Source organism: Bacillus sp. BS98 (assembly GCF_008432245.1).
Classification (GTDB): Bacteria; Bacillota; Bacilli; order Bacillales; family Bacillaceae_G; genus Bacillus_A; species Bacillus_A toyonensis.
In genome coordinates, this window is sequence record NZ_CP043830.1 from 1,914,091 (window position 1) to 1,937,033 (window position 22,943).

Below are 22,943 nucleotides of genomic sequence, written 5' to 3' on the forward strand. Positions count from 1 at the left end.
TTCTAAAAATGAAAATGTAAAAAAAGCACGTAATATACGTGCTTTTTTACAATAGTTTTTAAGTTTACTAGCAGCCTACAAAGCCGCCCCAACAGCTAGCTCCGATGATGATTAGAAGGATAAATAAAACGATTAATAAAGCGAAACCTCCATAACCACATCCACCACAACTACCGCCGTAACCGTAACCGCCGCAACTATATCCGTAACCCATGTGGAATTCCTCCTTAAATTAAAAATGAAAATGAACGAAGGGAAAATGTACTGGAAGGAATAAAGAACTATCGTGTTTGTAGGAACAATGTATACTATGCTTTTTTAAACTTGTTCGCGTATGAGGGATAAGCCCGTTTTTTGGAAGGCTTGTTGATTTTGTGATATATGGAGTATAATCTTTGTGCTATGATACAAATAAGTATAGAGATGTAAGGAGAATATATGGATAACAAAATTGAAGTGTTAATTGATAAATATGGACTGACACATTTAAAAGAGGAACTTATTAATACTGTATTTCCTTGTGTAAAAGTTGTGCCTGAGCAGCAAGAAACGGTTGCGATTGGTAGTTCAAAAATGGGGGGAGCTCCTGATTTACCGGATACATTTGAATATCCAATGTATAAAGGAAATCCGTTACATTTTATCGCGCAATTTAATCTAAATGATTTACAAAACGTTCGTATGAATCACAATCTACCTAAGGCAGGAATGTTATATTTCTTTAGCATTGAAAATTACTTTGAAGAAGATGTGAATCCAATGGAAGCTGGGCGCGTACTTTATTATGATGTTCCAGTAGAGCAATTACGAAGAGCGGATGAAACGCAAGCGAAATATAATCAATGCGCAATTACTTTTGAACTGACGTATAAATTACCAGAACTTTTCATTGAAGATGAGGCCGATTCAGATCGTTTCTTGCAATTACTTGAAGAACTAATCCCAGATAACTACGATAACCATCAAATGTTTGGTGAGCCATTCTCTGTACAAGAGGAAGTACTACATGAGACAGGAGAATATATGGGGATAGATCCACAGCAAATGACGCTTTTATTCCAAATCGATTCAGATCATAAAAATTGTAATATGGTTTGGGGAGAGTTAGGAATGCTATATTTCTGTATTGGTAATGAAGATTTGAAAAATCGACGTTTTGAAAATACATGCTGTGTGTTACAAACTTGTTAATAAAAAAGGTTGCTCTTTTTAAAAGAGTAACCTTTTTTATGTGAATTAATTAATATGCATAATCTCATATGACCTATTTTGAAAAGTATTGTATACTCTGAAACTATACGATACTTTTTCGTATAGTTATAGAATATAAGGAGTGACAAGATGGGAAAGACAAGTAAGTATATGACAGCTGCCGCACTTTGTTCAACGATTGTAATGGGAGGCTTACAATCGTCAACTGTATCTTATGCAGCTACGAATCCAACTGTAGTGACGACACAATCAGATGCAAAGTTATTAGATGATTTCAGAAAAGAACTAAAAAAACAGATTGATAATCGTGAAGAAAATATTACAATCACATATAAAACAAAAGATAGAGATGCTAGAAAGATTATGGACCAATTGTACGGCGAGTTTAATAAAATCGTAGATGCTGATGAGTATGTAAAATATAATGTAGCCTCTACTAGATATTCTATTAAAGGGATGCCAGGGAACTATTCGTTTACACTACAAGTGAAATACCGTGAATCAAAAGAGCAAACACAATATGTAAAATCTCAGGCGAAAGCAATTATAAGTTCAATTGTAAAGCCAGGAATGGATGCGCATGAAAAAGTAAAAGCTATTCATGATTATGTTGTGAAACATGTATCATACGACACTTCTTATCAAGCGTATACAGCATATGAAGCGTTAGCGAACCGTTCTGCTGTTTGCCAAGGGTATACATTATTAACATATGAATTACTAAAAGAAGCAGGTATTCAAAATCATATTGTAACTGGTACAGGAAATGGACAAGCTCATGCTTGGAATTTAGTGAACATTGAAAACAAATGGTACCACCTTGATACTACATTCGATGATCCAGTACCAGATAAAGCTGGACGTGTAACATATTCATATTTTAATATGTCTGACGAACAATTAAGTAAAGACCACGACTGGGATCGTAGTAAATATCCAGCGGCAACTACAAGTTACTTTGGTGAGTTAACAAACAAAATAAAAGCTGGTAGTTCAAAAACCGTCGTATATGAGCAAATGTTAAAAGAAACAAATTTACAATACTTATCTGCACAATATGGAGCGGAAAATTATAATGAATTTAAGCAAAAGTTGCAGCAACAATTTGCTAGTAAACCAGAAAAGGTAGAAGTACGATATAAGCAGTCCATGGATGGAACAATGCAAGATATAAAGAAAGTATTAAATGAAATAAATTGGCCAAAAGGTGCAAAGCGTGTATCTTATCAAGTAGCACCATATAGTGCAATGGCAGGTTATTCATTAGCGACAATTACATTTACGTATTAAGTAATGAAGAAGAGCATCTGTAAAAGGTGCTCTTTTTATTATGTATCGTTTTTAAAAACAGAATTGTGTGATAAAATAAAAAGGAAGGATGTGGAATTTAAATGGATTTGTTCGAAAGTAATATTTTTATATTGATATATAATTGTTTAGTAATCGGACTTATCGTTTTGTTTTTCCTATCATTTACTTTGTTTATTAGAAGATTATTGCAAAGTAGCGCTGCAAAAAAACAACATGTTATCAATATGAATCAGAAGCTAGATCGAATTATTGAATTGCTAGAAATAAATAAGAAGTAAAGTGAAGGCTTTTACGAGCAGTTGATCTCCCACCTAATTACTTTGCTTCCGCTACATTTTGAGGTGGGGATCTTACTGCCTGGCAAATAGCGAGATAACGATGGAAGACGTATGAAAAGGGGAAAGGAAATGGCCGATTATATAAAAGAATTACGTGAAAAAGTAGGACATGATTATGTTTTCTTAAACTTTGCGGGTGGTTTTGTGTTTAATAAAGAGGGAGAAGTATTACTGCAAAAAAGAGGAGACTTTAATGCTTGGGGCTTTCCAGGTGGCGCAATGGAGATAGGAGAGTCGGCTGCGGAAACTGCGATTCGAGAAATAAAAGAAGAAACTGGGTATGATGTAGAAATACATGAGCTTATTGGAGTGTATACAAAATATTTTCAAACATATCCAAATGGAGATAAAGCACAGACAATTGTGATGTGCTTTTCATGCTCAATAGTTGGAGGGAATAAAAAAATAGACGGTGATGAAACGTTAGATTTAAAATTTTTCCCATTAGACAAAATGCCTCCGTTATTTTGTAAACAACATGAAGATTGCTTGCAAGATTTATTGGAGAAAAGAGTAGGGGTATATCGCTAACATATAAAAAAGAAGCTAAAAGATTAGCTTCTTTTTTATGTTCTATTTCCACCAATCATCAAACATTGACGCTGGTACTTGTCTTTTATGTTCACTCACTGTGTAACGCTTTTCGATTTTTTCTGCAACGTCAGCTGGAACTGATTTACCTTCTAAATAATCATCTAATTGATCGTAAGTAATGCCTAATTCTGTTTCATCAGCTTGACCTGGCTTTTCATCTAATAAATCAGCTGTTGGCATTTTTAAGTAAAGTCGCTCATCTGCACCTAACTCTTGTAATAAAGCACGTCCTTGGCGCTTCGTTAACCCCGTTAATGGTAATAAATCTGCACCACCATCTCCGAATTTTGTAAAGAATCCTGTTACAGCTTCTGCAGCATGATCTGTTCCGATAACAAGTAGACCTTTTTGTCCACCAATTGCATATTGTGTAACCATACGGATACGAGCTTTCACGTTACCTTTATTGAAATCAGTTAATGATTCACCTAATAAGTTCTCGTATTGATTTGAAAAAGCATCAACGGTTGAAGCGATATCAAATGCAGTTGATTGATCAGCTTGAATAAATTGTAATGCTAATTGTGCGTCATCTTCATCCTTTTGCACTTTGTAAGGAAGACGTACAGCGATAAACGTTACGTTACCACCTTCGTTACGAATTTCTTCAACTGCAAGCTGTGCTAAACGTCCTGCTAATGTAGAGTCTTGGCCGCCGCTAATTCCAAGTACAAATCCTTTCGCACCTGTTTTTTTTACATAATCTTTTAAGAAATCAACTCGTTTACGAATTTCTACTTTCGGATCAATTACAGGCTGAACATGTAATGCTTTCATAATCTGTTCTTGTAATGTCATTATGTTTTCCTCCTATTCATATTAAAGCGGTAAATAAAAAAATTTTATGTATATATTGGTACATACTTCTATCCTTTATTATTTCGCAAAACTAACGAATATACAATAGGATGTGTGTATGAATATGAATGTAGTCATTATAATGAAACTGTTTCGTTTAAGCAATTTTTTTACCTTTCAAAAATGTAAGGTTTTTGTCATTTGAATCGATGGAAGGTATCTCCCTACTTTACTACTATAAAAGCATAGTTAGTAGAAGGGCGGAGAAGTAATATGAACATTAGAGAACTCGCATATCGGAATGTAACGCGAAATAGACGGACATATTCAGCATATTTTTTGAGTAGTGCATTTGCAATTATGGCCTTTTTTGTATATTCGTTTTTTGCGTTTCATCCGGCATTAAGTGCAGGAGAATTAGGACAGTATGTATTTGTAAGTATGTCGTTTGCACAGTCTATTATTTACGTATTTACATTCTTCTTTATTTTATATTCAATGGGAATGTTTTTAAAAACGAGAAAGCGTGAACTAGGAATTTTAATGATGCTTGGTATGACGAAATATCAATTAAAGCGTCTTATCTTCTTTGAAAATATTATGATTGGAATAGGGGCAATTATTTTCGGGATTCTTTCAGGTATGTTGTTTTCAGGAGTATTAATTTTTGTAGCCCCAATGATATTAAAACTAGATATTTCCTTATCCTATTACATTCCAATGAAAGCAGCTGTTGTAACGAGTATTATGTTTTTCATATTATTTATGATTATTTCATTATTTAGTGCCGGAATGGTTCGTAAAAATAATATTATGAAATTGTTTAGAGGATCAGCAGAGGCGAAGCCAGAACCGAAAGCATCGAGTATTTCTTCTATATTAGCAGTAGTATTGCTTAGTACTGGTTATACAGGCGCTCTTATGTCACATGGTGCTATGGTATTTGTGATGATGATTCCGGTTACAACGGTAGTCATTATTGGTACGTATTTGCTGTACAAGCAGTTGAGTGTCTTTATTATTCGGCTATGTAAAAAAAGTAAACGTTTCTATTGGACACAGACAAATATTATTACGTTGTCAGATTTAGCGTACCGTATGAGAGATAACGCAAGAATGTTCTTTATTGTAACGATAATTTCAACTGTAGCATTTTCGGCAATAGGTACATTAGTTGGCTTTGCATCAATGACGAAAGGGATTATGGAGAGACCAATTGCGTTTCATTACCACTCTAAGCAAGGGAATAGTAATGAATCACAGCATCTGAAGATCATCGATGAGGGACTAAAAAAACATAATATAGCAGCTTCAAAAACTAATATCTCATCGAAGAAAACGGAGGAGCAGTCATTAAGAAGCGCCATTTTTATAAAAGAATCAGAGTATAAGGAATATGCAAAGTTAACAGGAGAACCATTTAATACTGTAGCAAATAAAGAGGTTTTATTTTTGTCGGCCGAAATACCAGGACCACCGATGAAAGAAAGAAAAGAAATTACTTTACCTAATATGAATGAACATTTAAAAGTGAAAAAAGTTACTTCGTCTTCATTGGGGAAAATATTAAGAGGAAATGTTTATGTAATCCCTAATAATCAATATGATTCATTACAAGGTGGATTTATAGAAACAAAAGATTATATGTATAAAACTGAAGGAATGAAAGATGAAATTGAGGTTGGTAAAGAACTTACGAGTCAGATGAAGCCTTATGAAGAACATGCAACGTTTAGTGCAGAAGAGTACGAACAAAACCAAAGTTTACAAATCGCAGGACCAATTTTATTTGTAGGTTTCTTTATTGGTATTGTATTTTTCGTATGTGCAGGAAGCTTCCTTTACTTCCGTTTATTTTCTGATTTGGAGGATGATACTCGGTTATTTGAAATGATTCGAAAAGTTGGCTTAACGAGTGGGGAATTATCGAAAGTAGTTACAATTCGATTGGCACTTTTATTCTTCGTTCCGATAGGTGTTGCAACATTACATGGGGCAGTAGCGTTAACTGCGTTAGGACAGATGTTTGAGTACTCACTGTTTAAAGAAAATACAATTGTATTAAGTATTTTCGTAGGAATTCAAGTTGTATACTTCTTAATAATACGATCTCGTTATTTAAAACAATTGAAAGAGAGATTACGTATTCGTTAACTGTGTTTTTTTAACTTGAGTACAAAATTTTCTAAAAAGATACAAGTATTGCCAAAAAGTGATAAAATGGAAAAAGCGAGGTGGAAAATTAATAGAGAGTAAGGGGGGAGTAATATGAAAGCAACAGGAGTTATTCGAAAAGTAGACGAATTAGGACGAATTGTTATTCCTAAAGAATTAAGAGATGTATTAGGTATACAAATTAAATCACCACTTGAAATTTTCGTAGATGAAGATAAAGTCATTTTACAAAAATATGAACCTTACAATGCTTGTCAAATAACAGGTGATGTTTCAGATCAGAACATATCATTAGCAAATGGAAACATTACTGTTAGTATAGATGGAGCGAAACATTTAATAAAAGAAATAGAGAAGTTTTTAAAAAAAAGTGAGATTTAGTTTTCATTTATAATATTTTAAAGATTATATATCATTCTTTAAAAAAACTATAAAAGGGCCATTTAATGGTCCTTTTATTTTTATACATTCGTTGAATGATTTGAACTGTTATTGCCTGCAAAGCACGGGATAAATGTTAGTAAGTTATATTGAGAAACATTTAAAATGAAGGAAAATAGAACAGTTAAAACGAATGTTAAATGTAAACCTATTCAATAGTGGTCTGAAATGAAAATAATATATTTTCAGGAGGGATTACGATGAACAGTAGTACAGCGAATAAACAAAAAGGTATACAATTGATTCCATTTACCGTAAATAAGGTGGTTGAACAAGTAAATGAAATTCCACCAGGTGTACAACTGATTAACGCTCCACAAGTATGGGAGAAGAGTGCGAAAGGAAAAGATGTTGTCGTTGCCGTATTAGATACAGGTTGTGATATTAATCATATAGATTTAAAAGATCGTATTATTGGTGGGAGAAATTTCACGAAAGATTATGAAGGAGATCCGAACATTTACCTTGATAATAACGGCCATGGGACTCATGTAGCGGGGACGATTGCAGCGACTGAAAATGATGTCGGTGTTTTAGGAGTCGCACCTCTTGCTAAAATGCTGGTGTTAAAGGTTTTAGCGGGAGATGGTTCTGGTAGCTATGAGCAAATTATTGAGGCGATTCATTACGCTGTAAATTGGAGAGGACCTAATAAAGAAGAAGTCAGAGTTATTTCAATGTCACTTGGTGGTCCGCAAGACGTTCCGGAATTACATGAAGCTATTCAAAATGCAGTAAATCAAGATGTTCTCGTTGTATGTGCTGCAGGAAATGATGGAGATTGTGATGATAATACGGAGGAACTAGATTTCCCAGGTGCTTATGCTGAAGTAATTGAAGTTGGTGCTGTCAATTTAGAGCGGAAAATCGCATGTTTTAGTAATTCAAATCAAGAAATTGATTTAGTAGCGCCAGGTGATGAAATATTATCTACGTATCCAGAGGGGAAATATGCTGTATTAAGTGGAACTTCAATGGCGACGCCGCATGTCGCTGGTGCATTAGCACTTCTCATTAAGCAGTGCGAAAGAGAATATGGCAGAAAGTTATCAGAGCCAGAAATTTACGCGCAACTTATTAAAAGAACTGTACCTTTAGGATATGAGCGTACAACTGAAGGGAATGGATTAATAGATCTATTAAAAGAATAACAAATACTAAAAAACATCTCATTTGTAAGTGAGATGTTTTTTAGTATGGCTCTGTCGCATGTAATACAACGTTTAATAAACCCGGGAATCTAGCATTTAAGTCATCTTCACGAATTGAAATGAAACGTTGTGTTCCTTCAAGACGTGTATACATGACACCTGATTCACGTAAAACTTTGAAATGGTGAGATAAAGTTGATTTTGCGATTGGAATGTTTAACGCACCACAAGATTGCTCGTTTTTCTCTAGTAACATATTTACAATTTGTAAACGAATTTGGTCGCTAAGTGCATATAGGACAGAAGAAAATTGAATTTCTTCTCGATTTGGATGATAGAGTGTACGCATTTTTTCACCTACTTGTATAAGTTAACATATTTGCACTATAGCATATAAAGTGATATATTTCTATTGTTCAATTATATTCGAACAATAGAAATATAAGGGGGAGAAAAAATGAAGTATATAAAATTGCAAAAGGCAGGACTAAATATTTCAAAGTTGGGTTTAGGTACAAATGCAGTAGGGGGACATAATTTATATGCTGATGTGAATGAAGAAGAAGGGAAGCGATTAGTAGAAGAAGCTATTCAGCAAGGGATTACATTTTTTGATACAGCAGATTCATATGGTTTCGGTAGATCAGAGGAATTAGTAGGAGAGGTATTAAAGGGAAAACGTCATGAGCTTATACTTGCTACAAAAGGTGGAATTCAGCCGTTATTAAATGGAGAAACGTATATTAACAATGAACCAAGCTATTTAAGAAATGCTGTGGAAAATAGTTTAAGAAGGTTACAGACAGATTATATTGATTTATATTATTTACACTTTATAAATCCTGAAACAAGTTACATAGATTCAATCGGAGAGCTTATTCGTCTAAAAGAAGAAGGGAAAATCCGTTCAATTGGGATATCTAACGTAAACATAGAACAATTAAAAGAAGCGAATCAACATGGTCATATTGATGTTGTACAATCGCCTTACAATATGTTAAATCGTACTGCCGAGGAAGAACTATTGCCGTATTGTATAAAAGAAGGTATTTCATTTATACCGTATGGGCCTCTAGCCTTTGGGATATTAGGTGGTAAATATACAGAAGATTTCGACTTGTATAAAGGGGATTGGCGTCAAAGTGTAAATCTATTTGAAGAAAATATATATAAAGGTAACTTTAAAAAAGTTGAAAAGTTAAAAGACGTAGCTAAAGAAAATAATATTGAATTGCCTCATTTAGCGTTAGCATGGTTATTAAATAAAGAAGGAATTGATACTGTTATACCTGGTGGAAAGCGGGCTGAGCAAATAAGAGAAAGTGTGAAAGCGGTGGATGTATCATTGAATGAAGGGGCAATGAAAGAAATCGAGTTAATATTAGAAGAGTAGTGAGGAAGGGGAAGATCGCATGCTAAGCTCCTTTTCTTTTATACTATATAAACAGCATATAGTATAAAAATAAAAAATCCCTATAAAGATAGGGATTTATATATCGGCATATAGTTCCTTGGAAAAGGATATACTTAGTTTAACATATAGGATTACTTATATTTGTGAAATAGATGTGAAAGTAATGTGAAAAATGCTTATGGTGAAAATCTTTGTAAATAAAAAGCACTGTTTTAGCTAATATAACTAAAACAGTGCTTTTCTCTTTGATTGAACAGTTGCTGCATTTTCATCATGTATGCCTGCATCTTTAATAATTCGCTGTTTTGCTTTATTTAGTAGATGGTTTACTTCTTCACCAAAATAGTTAGCTTCGCTTTTTGTGCGGGCTTCTCGTAAACATTTATAGTTTTCTAGCAGTTCCTCTTTTTCGGTGTTTGTTAAGAAATCTTCTATTTTCTTTTTTGTCATACGAAACACCCTTTCTTCTGACAAACGACGCAATAGAAAATATATATTTTTCATTATAACAATAATTTTTAAAGAAAGTATAGACTAACGTCGTAATAATTTGTCAATTTCTTGAATCTTCTCATCAGCTTTTCCAATTTGCGTATTTTTAGCCTGCTCACCACCTAGAGCTTGGTGAAGTAAAAAAGTTTGACCGGAAATAGCAGTCACAATGGAGACTTTTATAATTTCCTTTATTGCGGTGACATCGAATAAAACGAGTCCAAGAAGTGCGGCTAGGCTACCAGTGAAAATATCAGTTAAAAATCCAAAATGAAAAAAAGTTTTCAAACGGCGTGGAAGCAATAACTTACCTTGGTTATTGATTAGATGGGAAACGAAGCCAGTAATGCCACCAACGAGAACTGCGGTTAGCCATTGATACATTTCCATCGAATCCACTCCTTTTAGTGAATAAGATTCGATTTTTTCATATTGATTCCTTTTCATATTTCATATAAGCATATTGAGAAAGTTTGTTTGGGTAAATCTTATTCAATTTAATTATAACAGAAAATTCTGATATATTTCAGTCTATTATATGAATCATATTTACAATAATATGAATACAGAAAGAGGTGTGTGATATGAATATAGAGTATCGAATAAGAAGTGTGGATGGTTATACGAAAAATATAGGGGAATTAGTGAGTATGCTGGAGCATACGAGGGCGGTAACATTACAGGAAATAGAAAATCTATCAGTTGAGCAATTAGATTTAATTATGCCGAGTGGTGGGAATTCAATTGGCGCCTTATTAAAACATATGGCATCTATAGAAAAAGCCCATCAGCTTATTTCATTTCAAAATCGTGACTTTACAAAAGAAGAATTAGAAATATGGGAAGATGCACTGTATTTAGGGGAAGTTGGGAGAACGATTCATGGTCATGAAATACAGTATTATGTACAACTTTTGCAAAGTGTTCGAGAAGAGTCGCTAAAGTATTTGAGTAAAGTAGATGATACATGGCTAATGTCAGAAAGAAAGTGGCCTAACGATGTAGCGTATAACCAGCACTATCTTTGGTTTCATGTGATAGAAGATGAAATTAATCACCGTGGACAAATTAGAATGTTAAAGAGAGATTTATTTGAAAATTACGTCAAATAAAGTAGCTTTTTAAATTAATATTCCATATAATGAGAGTAATTAAAATAAGATCGGAGTGATGTATTATGGCGAATATGACTGTAATGAATAATAAATTAAATACAAACGTGGATGGAAAGGGCGATATTATATAAGATAGTTCGCAATCCTTCCACTTAGTACAAACTAGGGAGGATATTGATTTGAATCAAAATATTTTAGAGTCGTTCGGCTGGGATTCATTTTTTGAAGAGCAAGCTGTAGAGCAGAATTATGAAGTAGGGCGTATTTTACTTGAGCATAAGCATATATATCGCATTATTTGTAATGACGGTGAATATATGGCAGAACTGTCTGGGAAGTTTCGACATGAAGCGGTAACGAAAGGAGATTACCCAGCAGTTGGTGATTGGGTGTATATAAAGAAAATAGAAAATGAGAAAAAGGCAATCATTCATCGTATTTTTTCGAGAAGAAGTTCTTTTTCAAGACAAGAAGCTGGTAATAGAACTGAAGAACAAATTATTGCAGCAAATGTTGATTATTTATTTTTAGTGAATGCACTTAACCATGATTTTAACGTAAGAAGGTTGGAGCGTTATTTACTATTAGCGTATGAAAGTGGTGCAATGCCTGTTATTGTTTTAACAAAAAGTAGTTTATGTGAAGATGTGGAACAAAAAATTGTAGAAACGGAAGCTGTTGCAATTGGTGTTCCGATCTTCGTCGTCGATAGTTTAGAGCATAGAGGTATTGACTCGTTACAACAATTTGTTGCTTCAGGAAAAACAATTGCTTTAGTCGGCTCATCAGGGGTTGGAAAATCTACTTTGTTAAATGCACTCGTAGGAATTGAGATAGCGAAAACGGGAGATATACGTGAGGAAGATAGTAAAGGGCGACATACGACAACTCATCGTGAGCTGTTCCAACTACCGAGTGGGGGCTTAGTCATTGATACTCCTGGCATGAGAGAGTTACAGCTTTGGGAAGGAAGCGATGCAATCCAGACAACATTTTCTGATATTGAAGAATTTGCAAAAACATGCCGCTTCCGAGATTGTAAACATGAAAATGAACCAGGATGCGCAGTGCATAAAGCAATTGATAACGGGCTAATGAAGATAAATCGTTTGCAAAGCTATAAAAAGTTGCAAAGAGAATTGGCGTATTTTATGAGAAAACAAGATGCTATTCTCGCAAGAGCTGAGCGTGATAAGTGGAAGAAGATTTCTAAACAACATAAAAAAATGTAAAAAACCAAAGGACTATTCCTTTGGTTTTTTGTATTTGTAAATTTTATAATAATATTATTCATATATATAGACAAAGGGGGAATATTTGTTTAAACTTTACAAGGTGTTTATGAAAAACGAATTGTAAAAATAGAGGATAGGGAATGGGATATATTCATAATTAGTTATTCATCCTTAAAACTTAATATTTAAATGTAGGAGGTTTATAATGAGTAAACTGTTAAGGTGGTTTCGAGATATAAAAGTAGCAAAAAAGCTATTAATTTCATTTTTGGTAATTTTAATTGCAGCTGTCTCTATTATTGGAGGAATGTCTTATCAAACGGCTAAAAAGAATTTTGAATCACAAATTACGAGTAGTGCTCACGATAATATAAAAATATTAGATAATTTAATCAATCAAATGATTGAGGCGAAATTTAACGAAATAAATAACTTTGCACGAGTGGTTCATAGTGATATGTATCAAGGAGATAATCAAGATGAATTAAGAAAGGTGTTATCTCAGTATATTAATTTAAATAAAGATATTGAACAAGTATATGTTGCCGGCAATGATAAGAAATTTGTGCAAGAACCCAATATACAAATGGCAGCAGATTATGATCCAACAACTCGTTCTTGGTATAAAGATGCAGTGAGTAAACAAGGTGGAATCGTGGTCACTGAACCGTATAAGGCAAAAGGAAATGGACATATTGTCGTAACGATTGCGAAACAAACAGAAGATAAAAATGGTGTTGTTGCGGTAGATTTAAGTTTAGAGAGTTTATTGAAAACAACAAAGTTAATCAATATTGGTAAAAAAGGATATACTTTCATTTTAGATGGAAAACAAAAAATAATTGCTCACCCGCAAGAAAAATCAGGTGATAAAGCAGCTGATTCTTGGGCAAAGAGAATTTACGAAGATAATCAGGGCGCTTTTTCATACACGTATGACGGTAGTGAAAAGAAAATGGTATTTGCTACAAATTTAAAAACAGGTTGGAAAATCGGTGGAACGATGTACTCAAATGAAATAATCGAAGCTGCTCAGCCTGTATTTTATAATATGTTAATTGTTATGATTATTTCACTAGTTGTAGGAGGGGCACTTATTTATTTCGTAACGCTTTCTATTACAAAACCTTTAAAGAGATTAGTTGCCACTTCTAAAGAAATAAGTGAAGGAGATTTAACGCAAACAATTGAAATTCATTCAAACGATGAAATTGGTCAACTTGCAAAAGGATTTAATGAGATGACAGATTCACTACGAACGTTAATTGGAAGAATTAATGATTCGGCCGGGCATGTTGCAGCGGCATCAGAAGAGCTAACTGCTAGTGTAAGACAAGCGAGTGAAGCAACGGAACAAATTACAATGGCAATGGATGAAATATCAAGTGGGGCAACGACGCAAACAACAAGTGTAGAAAATGGTGCAATGTTACTGTTTGATGTAACAGAAGGAATTCAGCATGTAGCAAATAGTTCATCATCTATTAATACGGCTTCTACTCATACTCGTGAAAAAGCAGAAGATGGTGGAAAGTTAGTAGGGAAAACAGTTAATCAAATGCAGTCTATTGCAGAATCTGTTTCACAATCCGATGCAGTTATACAGTTATTAAATAATAAATCAAAGCAAATTGGTGAAATATTAGAAGTAATCCAAAATATTGCAGATCAAACAAATCTTCTTGCTTTAAATGCTGCAATTGAAGCTGCAAGAGCTGGTGAGCACGGAAGAGGATTTGCGATCGTTGCAGATGAAGTACGTAAATTGGCAGAGCAATCTAGCGTATCTTCCAGTGAAATTAGTAAATTAATATGTGAAATACAAGATGATATGAGTAAGACAGTAAAATCTATGGGTCATGTAAATAAAGAAGTTCAATCTGGACTAGTTATTGCAAATGAAACGAAGCAAAATTTTGCTGAGATTTTACAATCTACAAATGAAATTGCTAATCAAATTAAAACGATGGTTGAAACGGCTAATGGGATGTCAAAAGGTGCCAATGAAGTATCTATTTCAGTCGGGCAAATTGCAATGACAGCACAGAATAATGCGACGAGTACACAAAGTGTCGCAGCGTCTGCTGAAGAACAATTAGCTTCGATGGAGGAAATTGGTTCCGCAGCTGGTACATTATCTCAAATGGCTGAAGAGTTGCAAGGATTAATTGAAAGATTTAAAGTTTAAAAGAGAAAGACTGCCCCAATAGCAGAATGCTATTGGGGCAGTCTTTTTTTTACGCAATAACTGCGATGAATTTATGCTTATAATGAATGAGGATGGAGAATAGCTTAATGATGTTTAAAACTGAATTTCTCATATTATTTGTCGAAAAATAGAGGTATTTGTTAACTTTGTGTATAATTACAATCATATAGAATACAAATAAAGGAGATTATTATGGGAGTGTATTGGGGTACAAAAAGACATTCTTGGCTTAGTTATGTCTCATTTTGGCTAAGTATTTCATTTTTTGTGGTGTTTCTAATTGAAGTGTTTATTTTAAAAACACTTTCGGATAGCTCGGTGCAAATTGTTAAATATTTCTATTTCATACTCGTACCAGTAAACATCCTTCTTAGTTTAAAGTTACTTTTTAAGAAGAATGAAAAGAAAGCATTACCCATTTTTAGTTTAATTGTCTCATTATTATTTACAATTTTAATTATAGTATTAGCAATAGCAGCTACAGGGAAATTTATTTAGGGAGAGTGATATATATCACTCTTCTTTTTTGTTATGAGCAAATAAAAAATAGGTGTTGAATAAAACTTACAGTAGAATAGTAAGTAACGGACTAAGATACATAATAATGAAGATAGAATAAAGTGTTTTGTAAGTATTAATGAAGCAAATGAATACGGTAAGAACGGTGATATATGGTACAATGACTATGGATAGTGATAGAGATAAAGGGTATATAAAATACTCATCGTTTTTTAGTAAGAGAGGGGTTATCTTATGCTATACGAGGATTTGATGACATTATTTCAAGCAGCTCCAAAAAAAGATAGAGGTGGCTGGAAATATATAATCCAAGAACAAAATGATAAATATGAAATTGTTGATGAAATGTTGAAAAATCAAATGAGTATTGAATTGTATTTTAATGAATATGATGAGGTGAAAATCACTTTATATAAAGATGGAATTCCTATTTCTACTATGCAAAGAATTGCTATTTCAAAAGTTGAATTAGACGAGGATGAAGAAGGGATTCAATTCGTTTTAGAGCGCATGCCTAGTCGAATGATTCGATTGCAATTAAAGCCATATTTGGCATTGGAAATGGGACCGTACTGGGAAATATGTGATGATTGTGAATGAACATAAAGAAAGCATCCAATAAAATGGATGCTTTCTTTATGTTTTTTGAAGTTGTTTAAAAGCAATGATTGGAAGTAGAACGATACTTACCCATCCGATGATTGGATATAGAATGTGGAGTAGTTCACTGTAACCGATGTAACTAAAGCAATAACTAATTAGTAAAATGAAGAAAATAATATTGTTACTTTTCCACCCAGTGATAGATTGCATTTGTTTTGTCATCCCGAACACATTACCAACTAAAGTTGTAAACACTTCACCGAAAATAATAAGAACAAAGAAAAAGTGAAAAGTTGCATTAAATCTTCTTATGACTTCAGCCATTGGGATATTGTATTGATAAAATTGGTCGACTGATAAGATAGCTAAATGGCTGCATAATAAAATTAAAGAAAGTCCTGCACCACCTAAAATTCCACCCCACAAAATGGCTTTTCGATCCTTTACTTCACCGGCTAACGGGACGAGAACGCTTTGGGCGAGAGAAAGATTTAAAGCGACATATGTAATAGGGCTAGTAATCCACTTCATATTCCAGCTCTCTGCAGGAATAGTATTACTAATAGGTGTTGTACTGTGGAAAAAGGTTGTAATAGCAAGTCCTATAATAAATATCATCATAATAGGTACGACAAGTGTATTTACTTCAAAAACACCTTGTAATCCGCGGCTACCTATAATGAGACAGGCGATAACTGTAATGAGAATACCGAGTTGTCTTGGTAAACGAAGTTGCTCTTCAAATACCGCCCCAGCCCCTGATAGCATAACGCTCGTTACACCAAATAATACGAGTAGTAATAATGTATTTACAACATTTCCGAATACATCTCCAAATAAATATTTGTTAAAATCTTGCGCTGAAAATGCCCCGATTTGTGATGAAAGTAACATCATCTTTGTGCCGAGCCAAATAAAAAAAAATCCACTTACACATATACCAATTGTTCCGTATAATCCGTTCACTGTAAAGAATTCAACAATTTCTCGTCCAGTAGCAAATCCAGCTCCAACGACAGTTCCGATATAAGTAGCAGCAACTTTCTTTGCTACTTGCCATTGTTGATTGTCCATGTTATCCCTCTTTCTTCTATGATGAGCTTGACTTACTATAATGCATATGTAGCAGCTTGGACGATTAGACATATGAAGTAGTTGAAAAAATACATGAATTGTATGATATTAGGGAAATATTAAAGGTGTTAAAACTTTGTTACATATGAGCCAATCATTCGAAAGGGTAGGAAATGTATGGTAAAATGTAATTAGGTTATTAAAAGATAAGCATTACAAAACGATAAGAGGAGTGGATTGTATGAGTACGAATATAAATGTTGTTGAAGTATTAAACAAGCAGGTAGCAAACTGGAATGTGTTATATGTGAAACTACATAATTATCACTGGTATGTGACAGGACCACACTTCTTTACATTACATGAGAAATTTGAAGAGTTTTATAATGAAGCAGGGACGTATATTGATGAGTTAGCAGAACGTATTTTGGCGTTAGAAGGTAAACCGTTAGCGACAATGAAAGAATATCTTGCAACATCTAGTGTCAGTGAGGGGACAAGCAAGGAATCAGCTGAGGAAATGGTGCAAACTTTAGTGAATGATTACTCTGCACTTATTCAAGAATTAAAAGAAGGTATGGAAGTTGCTGGTGAAGCTGGCGATGAAACATCAGCTGATATGTTACTAGCGATTCACACGACATTAGAACAGCATGTATGGATGCTAAGTGCATTCTTAAAATAAAAATAAATATATTTTGAAAAATTCATTGAAAAATTTTTTCAATGGATTTTTTGTGATTTTTCAGTTTTCTTTTATGCTATAATATAGTAAAAGGGAGGCGATGCAATGTTTCGCTTTTTCAGAACTGGAAAAGAAGAACGGGAAATTACGAAAGATGAATTAGAACAAGCGATGGCTAAGTTTCTAGAAACAAATGCTAATATCGTATATACAGTATTAGTAAATGATGATTATACAGTAAATTATGATTTGTTAAAGCCGTATTTGCCTGTATTTCCGACAAATGTTTTTCTTATTACGAAGGAAACGCTTGAGGTATTTGAACATACAGAAGAAAATTTAAACCTAGTTAAAGAAATTGATATCGTACAAAAGGCAGTAGATCAATATGTAACAGAAAAAGAAATGTTTCCAATTGTTGAGGGTAGTGAAGATCGCCTTATATGTGGAATGAAGCTAGGGCCGTACTTAAATCGTCTATTAAAAAGAGACTTATATATTTCAGAAAAACATTATTTAGTTTCAAGTAAACCGGATAGAAAAAAACAAAAGAGCGGGTAGATGTAAAAAACAACAATAATATATTGTTGTCTTTTTTTGGTTAAAAATATATTGACTATTCTGTCTATTTAGTTTTATACTACACGTATTGGATAGGAAGAGGTGATGTAATATGCGTATACATACGGTAATTATTAAATATCATTCTGAGGATCAAGTATGGTTAGGTTGAGTTATTGAATATAACAATGTACATACCATGATCAAAGGATGATATACAAGTTCGAGAAATAAATATTATAAACGGTTTCGGGGGATTGGTATATGAAAAATAGTATGACTTACATCCAGTTATTAAATGAAACGTTACGTTGTTATGCAAATAAAGGAAGTTTTGAAGCGTATACGTATATAATGGAACATGCTAAAGGTGTAATAGGTAATGAGGCACAAATATATAATTTTAAATATGCACTAGCAAGTGCAGCAGGACTTGAAGAAGAAGCTTTGCATGTAATGAAGGAAGCTATTATAGAGAATGGATTTTGGTATGGAAATGAATATTTAATTTCCGACGACGATTTAAAACCACTACATAAGTTTGAAGAGTTTCATAAAATGGTTCAATTATGTAAAGAAAGAGAAGAAGTAGCAAAGAAAACAGAACGAGCAGATGTGAAATATATTTACAGCGAGGAAAAGGGAAATCTACTAGTTACAATGCATGGTGATCAAGAAAATATAGGAATAATAGAACCATATTGGAAATCAGTTATTACACAAGATTATACGTTAGCGTTACCACAGTCTTCGCAAATTCAATTTTCAGATGGGTTTGTTTGGGATGATATACATAGAGGGAAAGAAGAATTAAAAGAGCATTACGATAAATTTATAGAGAATCATACAGTAGAAAATGTAATAATAGGTGGTTTTTCTGCTGGAGCAAGAGTAGCTTTACTTACGATTTTACAAAAAGATATAGATGTAGATGGTTTTATTTTTATGGCACCGTGGCTTCCAGAGATTGAAGAATGGAATGAGTTGCTGGAAGTACTACAGGATAAACATATAAAGGGATATATAGTATGCGGGGATCAAGATGAAGATTGTTTCGAATGCACGCAGCAATTTGTACGATTATTAAGAGATAAGAATATAGAACATAAGTATAAAATTGTGCCTAACTTAAATCATGATTATCCTAATCATTTTGATGAGTTATTAAAAGAAGCTATTGAATATATAGGAAGTAAAAACAATAAGTAGTAAGAAAGGGAGATGCATCGTCGTTGATGTATCTCCCTTTTACAATTATAAATTAAAAGCATTTGCTAGTAAGCGATAAGAATTTAATTTATGTTCAAATTGATGAGTAATCGTGATAACCATAAATTCGTCAGTATTGTACGCTTTACTTAAATTTACTATTTTTTCTTTCACAGAAGTCGGATCACCTACGATCATACGTTGACGATTTTCTTTTATACGGAATAAATCATACGCACTGTATGAATAATTTTGAGCAGTTTCGATAGAAGGTGTACCAGTTGTTCGTTTTCCTTGCTCTAGTAATAAGATTGATAAATCTAAACTAGAAGCAATTTTTTCTGCCTCTTCATTTGTTTCTCCGCAAATAACAAAAATCGCGACAATTGATTTTGGTTTATCTCCTAAATAGGAAGGTTGAAATTGTTCCTGGTAAGCCCTCATAACTTCTGGGCCTCCGAAGCCATTAATAAATTGTGCAAATGCAAAAGAAGCTCCGTTGTGCGCCGCAATTTTAGCGCTCTCTCCGCTAGAACCGAGCATCCACATTTCAGGTGATGTTGGAATAACTGGAGTAGCCTTTAAATTTGCATAATGATGATTTTCTGGTACTTGATCATGTAAATACATTGCAACATCTGCAACTTGTTCTGGGTATTGATCAAGTGAGACCATTTTTCCTTCTTGTAGTGCACGAGTTGCTATTGGCATACCACCAGGTGCTCTACCAACACCAAGGTCGATGCGGTTTGGATAAAGTGCTTCTAAAACGCGGAAATTCTCGGCAACTTTATATGGGCTATAATGCGGTAACATAACACCACCCGAACCAACTCTAATATGTCCCGTTTTCGCTGCAATATGAGAAATAAGTATTTCTGGACTTGAACCAGCTAAGCTTACGGAATTATGATGCTCGGATACCCAAAAACGTGTGAATCCGAGTTTTTCTACTTCTTGTGCAAGCGTAACTGTATGTGAAATAGCTTGGGTTGCTGTGCTACCATCTGAAATAGGTGATTGGTCTAATACACTTAATTTGATCATAGAATATACCTCTCAATCTTAATGTACATCCTATTATATATTTACTTACGAAAAATGCGTAATGAAATGCTCAAAATGAAAAGCGGATAATATTATATCCGCTTTCAACGAGAAAATCCCCGTTCATAATGATTCATTTCGACTAAGTTTAAAATATATTCATAGTTGTCAATTTCATGTTTTAGCTGTTCACGTTCTTTTTCAGATAGTCTCTTATTGCTAAGTTTTTTACATAAGTTTTGTTTCTTTAATTCTAGATGTTTTTTTGTAGCGTCGTAATCATAAATCTGTTTCATTTTCAACCACTCCTTCGTTGAGTTGCTATATTATACGAAGCATAAAGAAATGTGAGATCTGTCTCTTATGTACTTTTAGTGAATATTCAAATTGCAATGGTGTTATGTTTATGGGGATTTATGAATAAAATGCACTAAACCACTAATGCGCATTTTATCCCGCATTAACGGGCAGTAAAACTCCCACCTCAAAATTGGGCTGGAGCAATGAAGTTAGGTGGGAGATTAACTGCCCATAAAAGCCCGATTGGTTCAACTAATAATCAGTGGGGGAAGAACACCCCACTGATTATAGTTTCACTTTATGAAGTAAGGGGTGGAATTGTGCAGAAAGACTTAATGTATAACACTAAGATGGATGAAACGTTACAAGTTATAAATAAGGGATTGAATAAGACGACACGTCCGAAACAAATTATTGTAGTAGGGGCAGGCATGGCTGGATTAGTTTCGGCATCTTTATTAAAGGCTGCAGGACATGAAGTGAAGATTTTTGAAGCAAACAATCGTGTAGGCGGCCGCATAGAGACAGTTAGAATGGAAGATACCGGATTATATTTAGATGTTGGGGCGATGAGAATTCCATATTCGCACACGTTAACGATGGCATATATAAGAAAGTTTGGGTTACAGGTGAGTCCTTTTATTAATAGGAATGAGACAGATATCATCTACGTAAATGGTCGGAAAACGACATTAAAACAATATGAAAAAGATCCAAGTATTTTAAGATATCCTGTGGAAATGAATGAAGTTGGGAAAACGTCTGAGGAACTATTATTGTTAGCGGTACAGCCCATTATAAATTTTATAAAAAAGAACCCAGAGAAAAATTGGGATGTTGTAGTAAAGGATTTTGGAAGATACTCTACAGGACAATTTTTAAAGTACCATCCTTATCAATATAATACGTATTTTTCACCAATAACGATTGAGATGATTGGTGTTTTATTAGATTTAGAAGGTTTTTTAGAAAGGTCATTCGTTGAGACGTTACGTTTTTTATACATTATGCAAGAGGAGAGCGGATTTTGTGAAATAATAGGTGGAAACGATAGATTACCAAAATCTTTTTTACCGCAATTAGAAGAAAATATTATTTATAATCAAAAATTAATGAAGCTACATCAACACGATAACGGTGTGACGGCTTTCTATCGAAACGAGGAAACTTTTGAATATAGTAGTATTACAGGGGATTTAGTTATTGTTACAATTCCGTTTTCGACAATGCGTTTTGTGGAAGTAGATCCATTTGACTCTATATCTCATGAAAAGTGGAAAGCAATTCGTGAATTGCATTATATGCCTGCGACGAAAATAGGCATTCAATTTAAAAGTCGATTTTGGGAAGAACAAGGGCAATTAGGTGGCAGAATTATAACAGATTTGCCAATTCGTTACGCCTATTATCCAAGCCATGGAATTGGACAGAAAGGACCAGCTATGATGTTAGGAAGCTATACATGGTCTTATGATGCGTTGCTATGGGATGGGTTATCGAAGGGTGATCGTATTTATTACACATTACACAACTTAGCAACGATATTAGGTGGTCAAGTATATGATGAATTTATGTCTGGAATATCAAAAAGTTGGACATTGGATCCATATGCACTTGGAGGATTTGCTCTTTTTCAAGCCGGTCAAGAATCTGAGCTACAACCAGCGATTGTAAAGCCAGAGGGGAAAATATTCTTTGCTGGAGATCATACAACGTTATATCACGGATGGATTCAAGGTGCGATTGAGTCTGGAGTTCGTGTAGCGGTGGAAGTGAATGAGTAAAAAGTTTTTAATTCAGAAAATTCTTTACTATATAACTTGAGATGGATATTATTATATATAAAAGAAAAATAGGGAGTGTTTACAGTGAAACCGTTATTATTCGATTTTCCTTCTGAATTTTATACTGACAGGCTTTTTATTCGAATGCCGAAACCAGGAGATGGTAAAGTTGTATACGATGCAATTCAAGCTTCAATACAAGAACTAAAACCTTGGATGGTGTTTGCACAAAAAGAGCAAACAGAGCAAGAAGTAGAAGAAAGTATTAGAAAATCACATATTCAATTTTTGCAACGTGAGGATTTAAGGTTACTAGTATTTTCGAAAGAAACAGGTGAATTTATTGCATCTGCCGGATTACATCGTATTAATTGGGATATACCTCAATTTGAAATCGGATATTGGATTGATTCGAGATTTAGTGGAAAAGGCTATATGGTAGAGGCTGCGAAAGGTATAACGGATTATGCTTTTTCTGAACTGAAAGCAAACCGCGTAGAAATTCGTTGTGATGCTCTAAATAAAAAGAGTAGAGCGATACCTGAGAAATTAGGTTTTAAATTAGAGGGTATTTTAGAAAGTGCCAGTGTTGCGGTAGATGAAAATGGATTAAGGGACATGTGTGTATTTGCAATGACTAGAAATACATATGAAAAAGAAGAGCTGTAAAGAAACA

The 22,943-nt window shown here is 33.8% G+C and carries 26 protein-coding genes; 18 read left to right on the plus strand and 8 right to left on the minus strand.

The features are described 5' to 3' along the window. Positions 1-67 precede the first annotated feature (67 nt). Positions 68-214 carry a YjcZ family sporulation protein gene (locus F0362_RS09990; protein ID WP_000540425.1) on the minus strand — a complete coding sequence of 49 codons (147 nt, stop codon included), beginning with the start codon at positions 212-214 and terminating at the stop codon, positions 68-70. Positions 215-438: 224 nt separating this feature from the next. Here F0362_RS09990 and F0362_RS09995 point away from each other — a divergent pair, with 224 nt between their 5' ends. The 4 genes from F0362_RS09995 (at position 439) to F0362_RS10010 (ending at position 3,392) form a co-directional block, all read left to right on the plus strand. Further along, positions 439-1,191, plus strand: a complete 753-nt coding sequence (locus tag F0362_RS09995) for a YwqG family protein (protein ID WP_000368922.1) — start codon at positions 439-441, stop codon at positions 1,189-1,191. Positions 1,192-1,341: 150 nt separating this feature from the next. Beyond that, a complete protein-coding gene (locus F0362_RS10000; RefSeq protein WP_000520819.1) occupies positions 1,342-2,502 on the plus strand; it encodes a transglutaminase domain-containing protein in 1,161 nt (386 codons plus the stop codon). A gap of 101 nt (positions 2,503-2,603) precedes the next feature. Next, entirely contained in the window at positions 2,604-2,801 is a 198-nt protein-coding gene (locus F0362_RS10005) for a DUF4083 domain-containing protein (protein WP_000362874.1), read from the plus strand. Between the two features lie 129 nt (positions 2,802-2,930). Next, positions 2,931-3,392 carry an NUDIX hydrolase gene (locus F0362_RS10010; RefSeq protein ID WP_000796418.1) on the plus strand — a complete coding sequence of 154 codons (462 nt, stop codon included), beginning with the start codon at positions 2,931-2,933 and terminating at the stop codon, positions 3,390-3,392. Positions 3,393-3,434: 42 nt separating this feature from the next. On the opposite strand, the gene nadE is transcribed toward F0362_RS10010, so the two are convergent. Further along, positions 3,435-4,253 (minus strand): ammonia-dependent NAD(+) synthetase, encoded by an 819-nt coding sequence (gene nadE, locus F0362_RS10015; RefSeq protein ID WP_000174902.1) that lies wholly within the window; start codon positions 4,251-4,253, stop codon positions 3,435-3,437. 273 nt (positions 4,254-4,526) lie between these two features. Between nadE and F0362_RS10020 the strand changes: the two genes are divergently transcribed. From F0362_RS10020 to F0362_RS10030, 3 genes are all read left to right on the plus strand, one after another. Continuing rightward, entirely contained in the window at positions 4,527-6,407 is a 1,881-nt protein-coding gene (locus F0362_RS10020) for an FtsX-like permease family protein (RefSeq protein WP_098141786.1), read from the plus strand. 114 nt (positions 6,408-6,521) lie between these two features. Then, positions 6,522-6,809: an AbrB/MazE/SpoVT family DNA-binding domain-containing protein gene (locus F0362_RS10025; RefSeq protein WP_000648323.1), complete on the plus strand. Its 288-nt coding sequence runs from the start codon at positions 6,522-6,524 to the stop codon at positions 6,807-6,809. Positions 6,810-7,069: 260 nt separating this feature from the next. Further along, on the plus strand, positions 7,070-8,020 hold the full coding sequence (locus F0362_RS10030; protein WP_001089054.1) for a serine protease: 951 nt from the start codon (positions 7,070-7,072) through the stop codon (positions 8,018-8,020). A 40-nt stretch (positions 8,021-8,060) separates the two neighbouring features. On the opposite strand, the gene F0362_RS10035 is transcribed toward F0362_RS10030, so the two are convergent. Beyond that, positions 8,061-8,369 (minus strand): ArsR/SmtB family transcription factor, encoded by a 309-nt coding sequence (locus F0362_RS10035; protein ID WP_001259900.1) that lies wholly within the window; start codon positions 8,367-8,369, stop codon positions 8,061-8,063. Positions 8,370-8,477: 108 nt separating this feature from the next. On the opposite strand from F0362_RS10035, the gene F0362_RS10040 reads away from it, so the two are divergent. After that, positions 8,478-9,413, plus strand: coding sequence for an aldo/keto reductase (locus F0362_RS10040; protein ID WP_000874084.1), 936 nt, complete (start codon positions 8,478-8,480; stop codon positions 9,411-9,413). 246 nt (positions 9,414-9,659) lie between these two features. Here F0362_RS10040 and F0362_RS10045 read toward each other — a convergent pair whose 3' ends face one another. Both F0362_RS10045 and F0362_RS10050 read right to left on the minus strand, forming a co-directional pair. Next, complete coding sequence (locus F0362_RS10045; protein WP_000162608.1) at positions 9,660-9,884, minus strand: hypothetical protein; 225 nt, start codon at positions 9,882-9,884, stop codon at positions 9,660-9,662. Between the two features lie 84 nt (positions 9,885-9,968). Beyond that, positions 9,969-10,316: a DUF4257 domain-containing protein gene (locus F0362_RS10050; RefSeq protein ID WP_000426317.1), complete on the minus strand. Its 348-nt coding sequence runs from the start codon at positions 10,314-10,316 to the stop codon at positions 9,969-9,971. A 194-nt stretch (positions 10,317-10,510) separates the two neighbouring features. Between F0362_RS10050 and F0362_RS10055 the strand changes: the two genes are divergently transcribed. The 5 genes from F0362_RS10055 to F0362_RS10080 all read left to right on the plus strand — a co-directional run bounded on the left by F0362_RS10055 (position 10,511) and on the right by F0362_RS10080 (position 15,604). Continuing rightward, a complete protein-coding gene (locus tag F0362_RS10055; protein ID WP_001019819.1) occupies positions 10,511-11,038 on the plus strand; it encodes a DinB family protein in 528 nt (175 codons plus the stop codon). 182 nt (positions 11,039-11,220) lie between these two features. Then, positions 11,221-12,273 (plus strand): ribosome small subunit-dependent GTPase A, encoded by a 1,053-nt coding sequence (gene rsgA, locus F0362_RS10060; protein WP_001073071.1) that lies wholly within the window; start codon positions 11,221-11,223, stop codon positions 12,271-12,273. A gap of 208 nt (positions 12,274-12,481) precedes the next feature. Beyond that, on the plus strand, positions 12,482-14,464 hold the full coding sequence (locus F0362_RS10065) for a methyl-accepting chemotaxis protein (protein WP_000040625.1): 1,983 nt from the start codon (positions 12,482-12,484) through the stop codon (positions 14,462-14,464). A 213-nt stretch (positions 14,465-14,677) separates the two neighbouring features. Continuing rightward, entirely contained in the window at positions 14,678-14,983 is a 306-nt protein-coding gene (locus tag F0362_RS10075; protein ID WP_000539579.1) for a hypothetical protein, read from the plus strand. Positions 14,984-15,238: 255 nt separating this feature from the next. After that, positions 15,239-15,604: a DUF3979 family protein gene (locus tag F0362_RS10080; RefSeq protein WP_000965090.1), complete on the plus strand. Its 366-nt coding sequence runs from the start codon at positions 15,239-15,241 to the stop codon at positions 15,602-15,604. A gap of 36 nt (positions 15,605-15,640) precedes the next feature. Here F0362_RS10080 and F0362_RS10085 read toward each other — a convergent pair whose 3' ends face one another. Continuing rightward, positions 15,641-16,681: a YkvI family membrane protein gene (locus F0362_RS10085; protein WP_000370197.1), complete on the minus strand. Its 1,041-nt coding sequence runs from the start codon at positions 16,679-16,681 to the stop codon at positions 15,641-15,643. Between the two features lie 241 nt (positions 16,682-16,922). On the opposite strand from F0362_RS10085, the gene F0362_RS10090 reads away from it, so the two are divergent. The 3 genes from F0362_RS10090 (at position 16,923) to F0362_RS10100 (ending at position 19,136) form a co-directional block, all read left to right on the plus strand. Next, complete coding sequence (locus F0362_RS10090) at positions 16,923-17,366, plus strand: Dps family protein (protein ID WP_000106157.1); 444 nt, start codon at positions 16,923-16,925, stop codon at positions 17,364-17,366. 105 nt (positions 17,367-17,471) lie between these two features. Beyond that, positions 17,472-17,927, plus strand: coding sequence for a DUF3939 domain-containing protein (locus tag F0362_RS10095; RefSeq protein WP_000488204.1), 456 nt, complete (start codon positions 17,472-17,474; stop codon positions 17,925-17,927). Positions 17,928-18,191: 264 nt separating this feature from the next. Next, positions 18,192-19,136, plus strand: coding sequence for an alpha/beta hydrolase (locus tag F0362_RS10100; protein WP_000798330.1), 945 nt, complete (start codon positions 18,192-18,194; stop codon positions 19,134-19,136). Between the two features lie 45 nt (positions 19,137-19,181). Here the strand turns inward: F0362_RS10100 and F0362_RS10105 are convergent, their stop codons facing one another. Both F0362_RS10105 and F0362_RS10110 read right to left on the minus strand, forming a co-directional pair. Beyond that, entirely contained in the window at positions 19,182-20,183 is a 1,002-nt protein-coding gene (locus tag F0362_RS10105) for an LLM class flavin-dependent oxidoreductase (RefSeq protein ID WP_000594073.1), read from the minus strand. 104 nt (positions 20,184-20,287) lie between these two features. Beyond that, entirely contained in the window at positions 20,288-20,479 is a 192-nt protein-coding gene (locus F0362_RS10110) for a DUF3896 family protein (protein ID WP_000810136.1), read from the minus strand. A gap of 324 nt (positions 20,480-20,803) precedes the next feature. Here F0362_RS10110 and F0362_RS10120 point away from each other — a divergent pair, with 324 nt between their 5' ends. Further along, a complete protein-coding gene (locus F0362_RS10120; protein ID WP_001168166.1) occupies positions 20,804-22,267 on the plus strand; it encodes a flavin monoamine oxidase family protein in 1,464 nt (487 codons plus the stop codon). A gap of 84 nt (positions 22,268-22,351) precedes the next feature. Continuing rightward, positions 22,352-22,936: a GNAT family N-acetyltransferase gene (locus F0362_RS10125; protein ID WP_000803474.1), complete on the plus strand. Its 585-nt coding sequence runs from the start codon at positions 22,352-22,354 to the stop codon at positions 22,934-22,936. Positions 22,937-22,943: the final 7 nt, after the last annotated feature.

What these genes read in the sequence shown, in the direction of transcription:
- F0362_RS10090 (WP_000106157.1), top strand. Translation starts at nt 16,923, where the DNA reads ATGAGTACGAATATAAATGTTGTTGAAGTATTAAACAAGCAGGTAGCA.
- nadE (WP_000174902.1), bottom strand. Translation starts at nt 4,253, where the DNA reads ATGACATTACAAGAACAGATTATGAAAGCATTACATGTTCAGCCTGTA.
- F0362_RS10085 (WP_000370197.1), bottom strand. Translation starts at nt 16,681, where the DNA reads ATGGACAATCAACAATGGCAAGTAGCAAAGAAAGTTGCTGCTACTTAT.
- F0362_RS10100 (WP_000798330.1), top strand. Translation starts at nt 18,192, where the DNA reads ATGAAAAATAGTATGACTTACATCCAGTTATTAAATGAAACGTTACGT.
- F0362_RS10035 (WP_001259900.1), bottom strand. Translation starts at nt 8,369, where the DNA reads ATGCGTACACTCTATCATCCAAATCGAGAAGAAATTCAATTTTCTTCT.
- F0362_RS10000 (WP_000520819.1), top strand. Translation starts at nt 1,342, where the DNA reads ATGGGAAAGACAAGTAAGTATATGACAGCTGCCGCACTTTGTTCAACG.
- F0362_RS10010 (WP_000796418.1), top strand. Translation starts at nt 2,931, where the DNA reads ATGGCCGATTATATAAAAGAATTACGTGAAAAAGTAGGACATGATTAT.
- F0362_RS10110 (WP_000810136.1), bottom strand. Translation starts at nt 20,479, where the DNA reads ATGAAACAGATTTATGATTACGACGCTACAAAAAAACATCTAGAATTA.
- F0362_RS10080 (WP_000965090.1), top strand. Translation starts at nt 15,239, where the DNA reads ATGCTATACGAGGATTTGATGACATTATTTCAAGCAGCTCCAAAAAAA.
- F0362_RS09990 (WP_000540425.1), bottom strand. Translation starts at nt 214, where the DNA reads ATGGGTTACGGATATAGTTGCGGCGGTTACGGTTACGGCGGTAGTTGT.
- F0362_RS10005 (WP_000362874.1), top strand. Translation starts at nt 2,604, where the DNA reads ATGGATTTGTTCGAAAGTAATATTTTTATATTGATATATAATTGTTTA.
- F0362_RS10040 (WP_000874084.1), top strand. Translation starts at nt 8,478, where the DNA reads ATGAAGTATATAAAATTGCAAAAGGCAGGACTAAATATTTCAAAGTTG.
- F0362_RS09995 (WP_000368922.1), top strand. Translation starts at nt 439, where the DNA reads ATGGATAACAAAATTGAAGTGTTAATTGATAAATATGGACTGACACAT.
- F0362_RS10050 (WP_000426317.1), bottom strand. Translation starts at nt 10,316, where the DNA reads ATGGAAATGTATCAATGGCTAACCGCAGTTCTCGTTGGTGGCATTACT.
- F0362_RS10065 (WP_000040625.1), top strand. Translation starts at nt 12,482, where the DNA reads ATGAGTAAACTGTTAAGGTGGTTTCGAGATATAAAAGTAGCAAAAAAG.
- F0362_RS10095 (WP_000488204.1), top strand. Translation starts at nt 17,472, where the DNA reads ATGTTTCGCTTTTTCAGAACTGGAAAAGAAGAACGGGAAATTACGAAA.
- F0362_RS10020 (WP_098141786.1), top strand. Translation starts at nt 4,527, where the DNA reads ATGAACATTAGAGAACTCGCATATCGGAATGTAACGCGAAATAGACGG.
- F0362_RS10055 (WP_001019819.1), top strand. Translation starts at nt 10,511, where the DNA reads ATGAATATAGAGTATCGAATAAGAAGTGTGGATGGTTATACGAAAAAT.
- F0362_RS10045 (WP_000162608.1), bottom strand. Translation starts at nt 9,884, where the DNA reads ATGACAAAAAAGAAAATAGAAGATTTCTTAACAAACACCGAAAAAGAG.
- F0362_RS10025 (WP_000648323.1), top strand. Translation starts at nt 6,522, where the DNA reads ATGAAAGCAACAGGAGTTATTCGAAAAGTAGACGAATTAGGACGAATT.
- F0362_RS10105 (WP_000594073.1), bottom strand. Translation starts at nt 20,183, where the DNA reads ATGATCAAATTAAGTGTATTAGACCAATCACCTATTTCAGATGGTAGC.
- F0362_RS10075 (WP_000539579.1), top strand. Translation starts at nt 14,678, where the DNA reads ATGGGAGTGTATTGGGGTACAAAAAGACATTCTTGGCTTAGTTATGTC.
- F0362_RS10030 (WP_001089054.1), top strand. Translation starts at nt 7,070, where the DNA reads ATGAACAGTAGTACAGCGAATAAACAAAAAGGTATACAATTGATTCCA.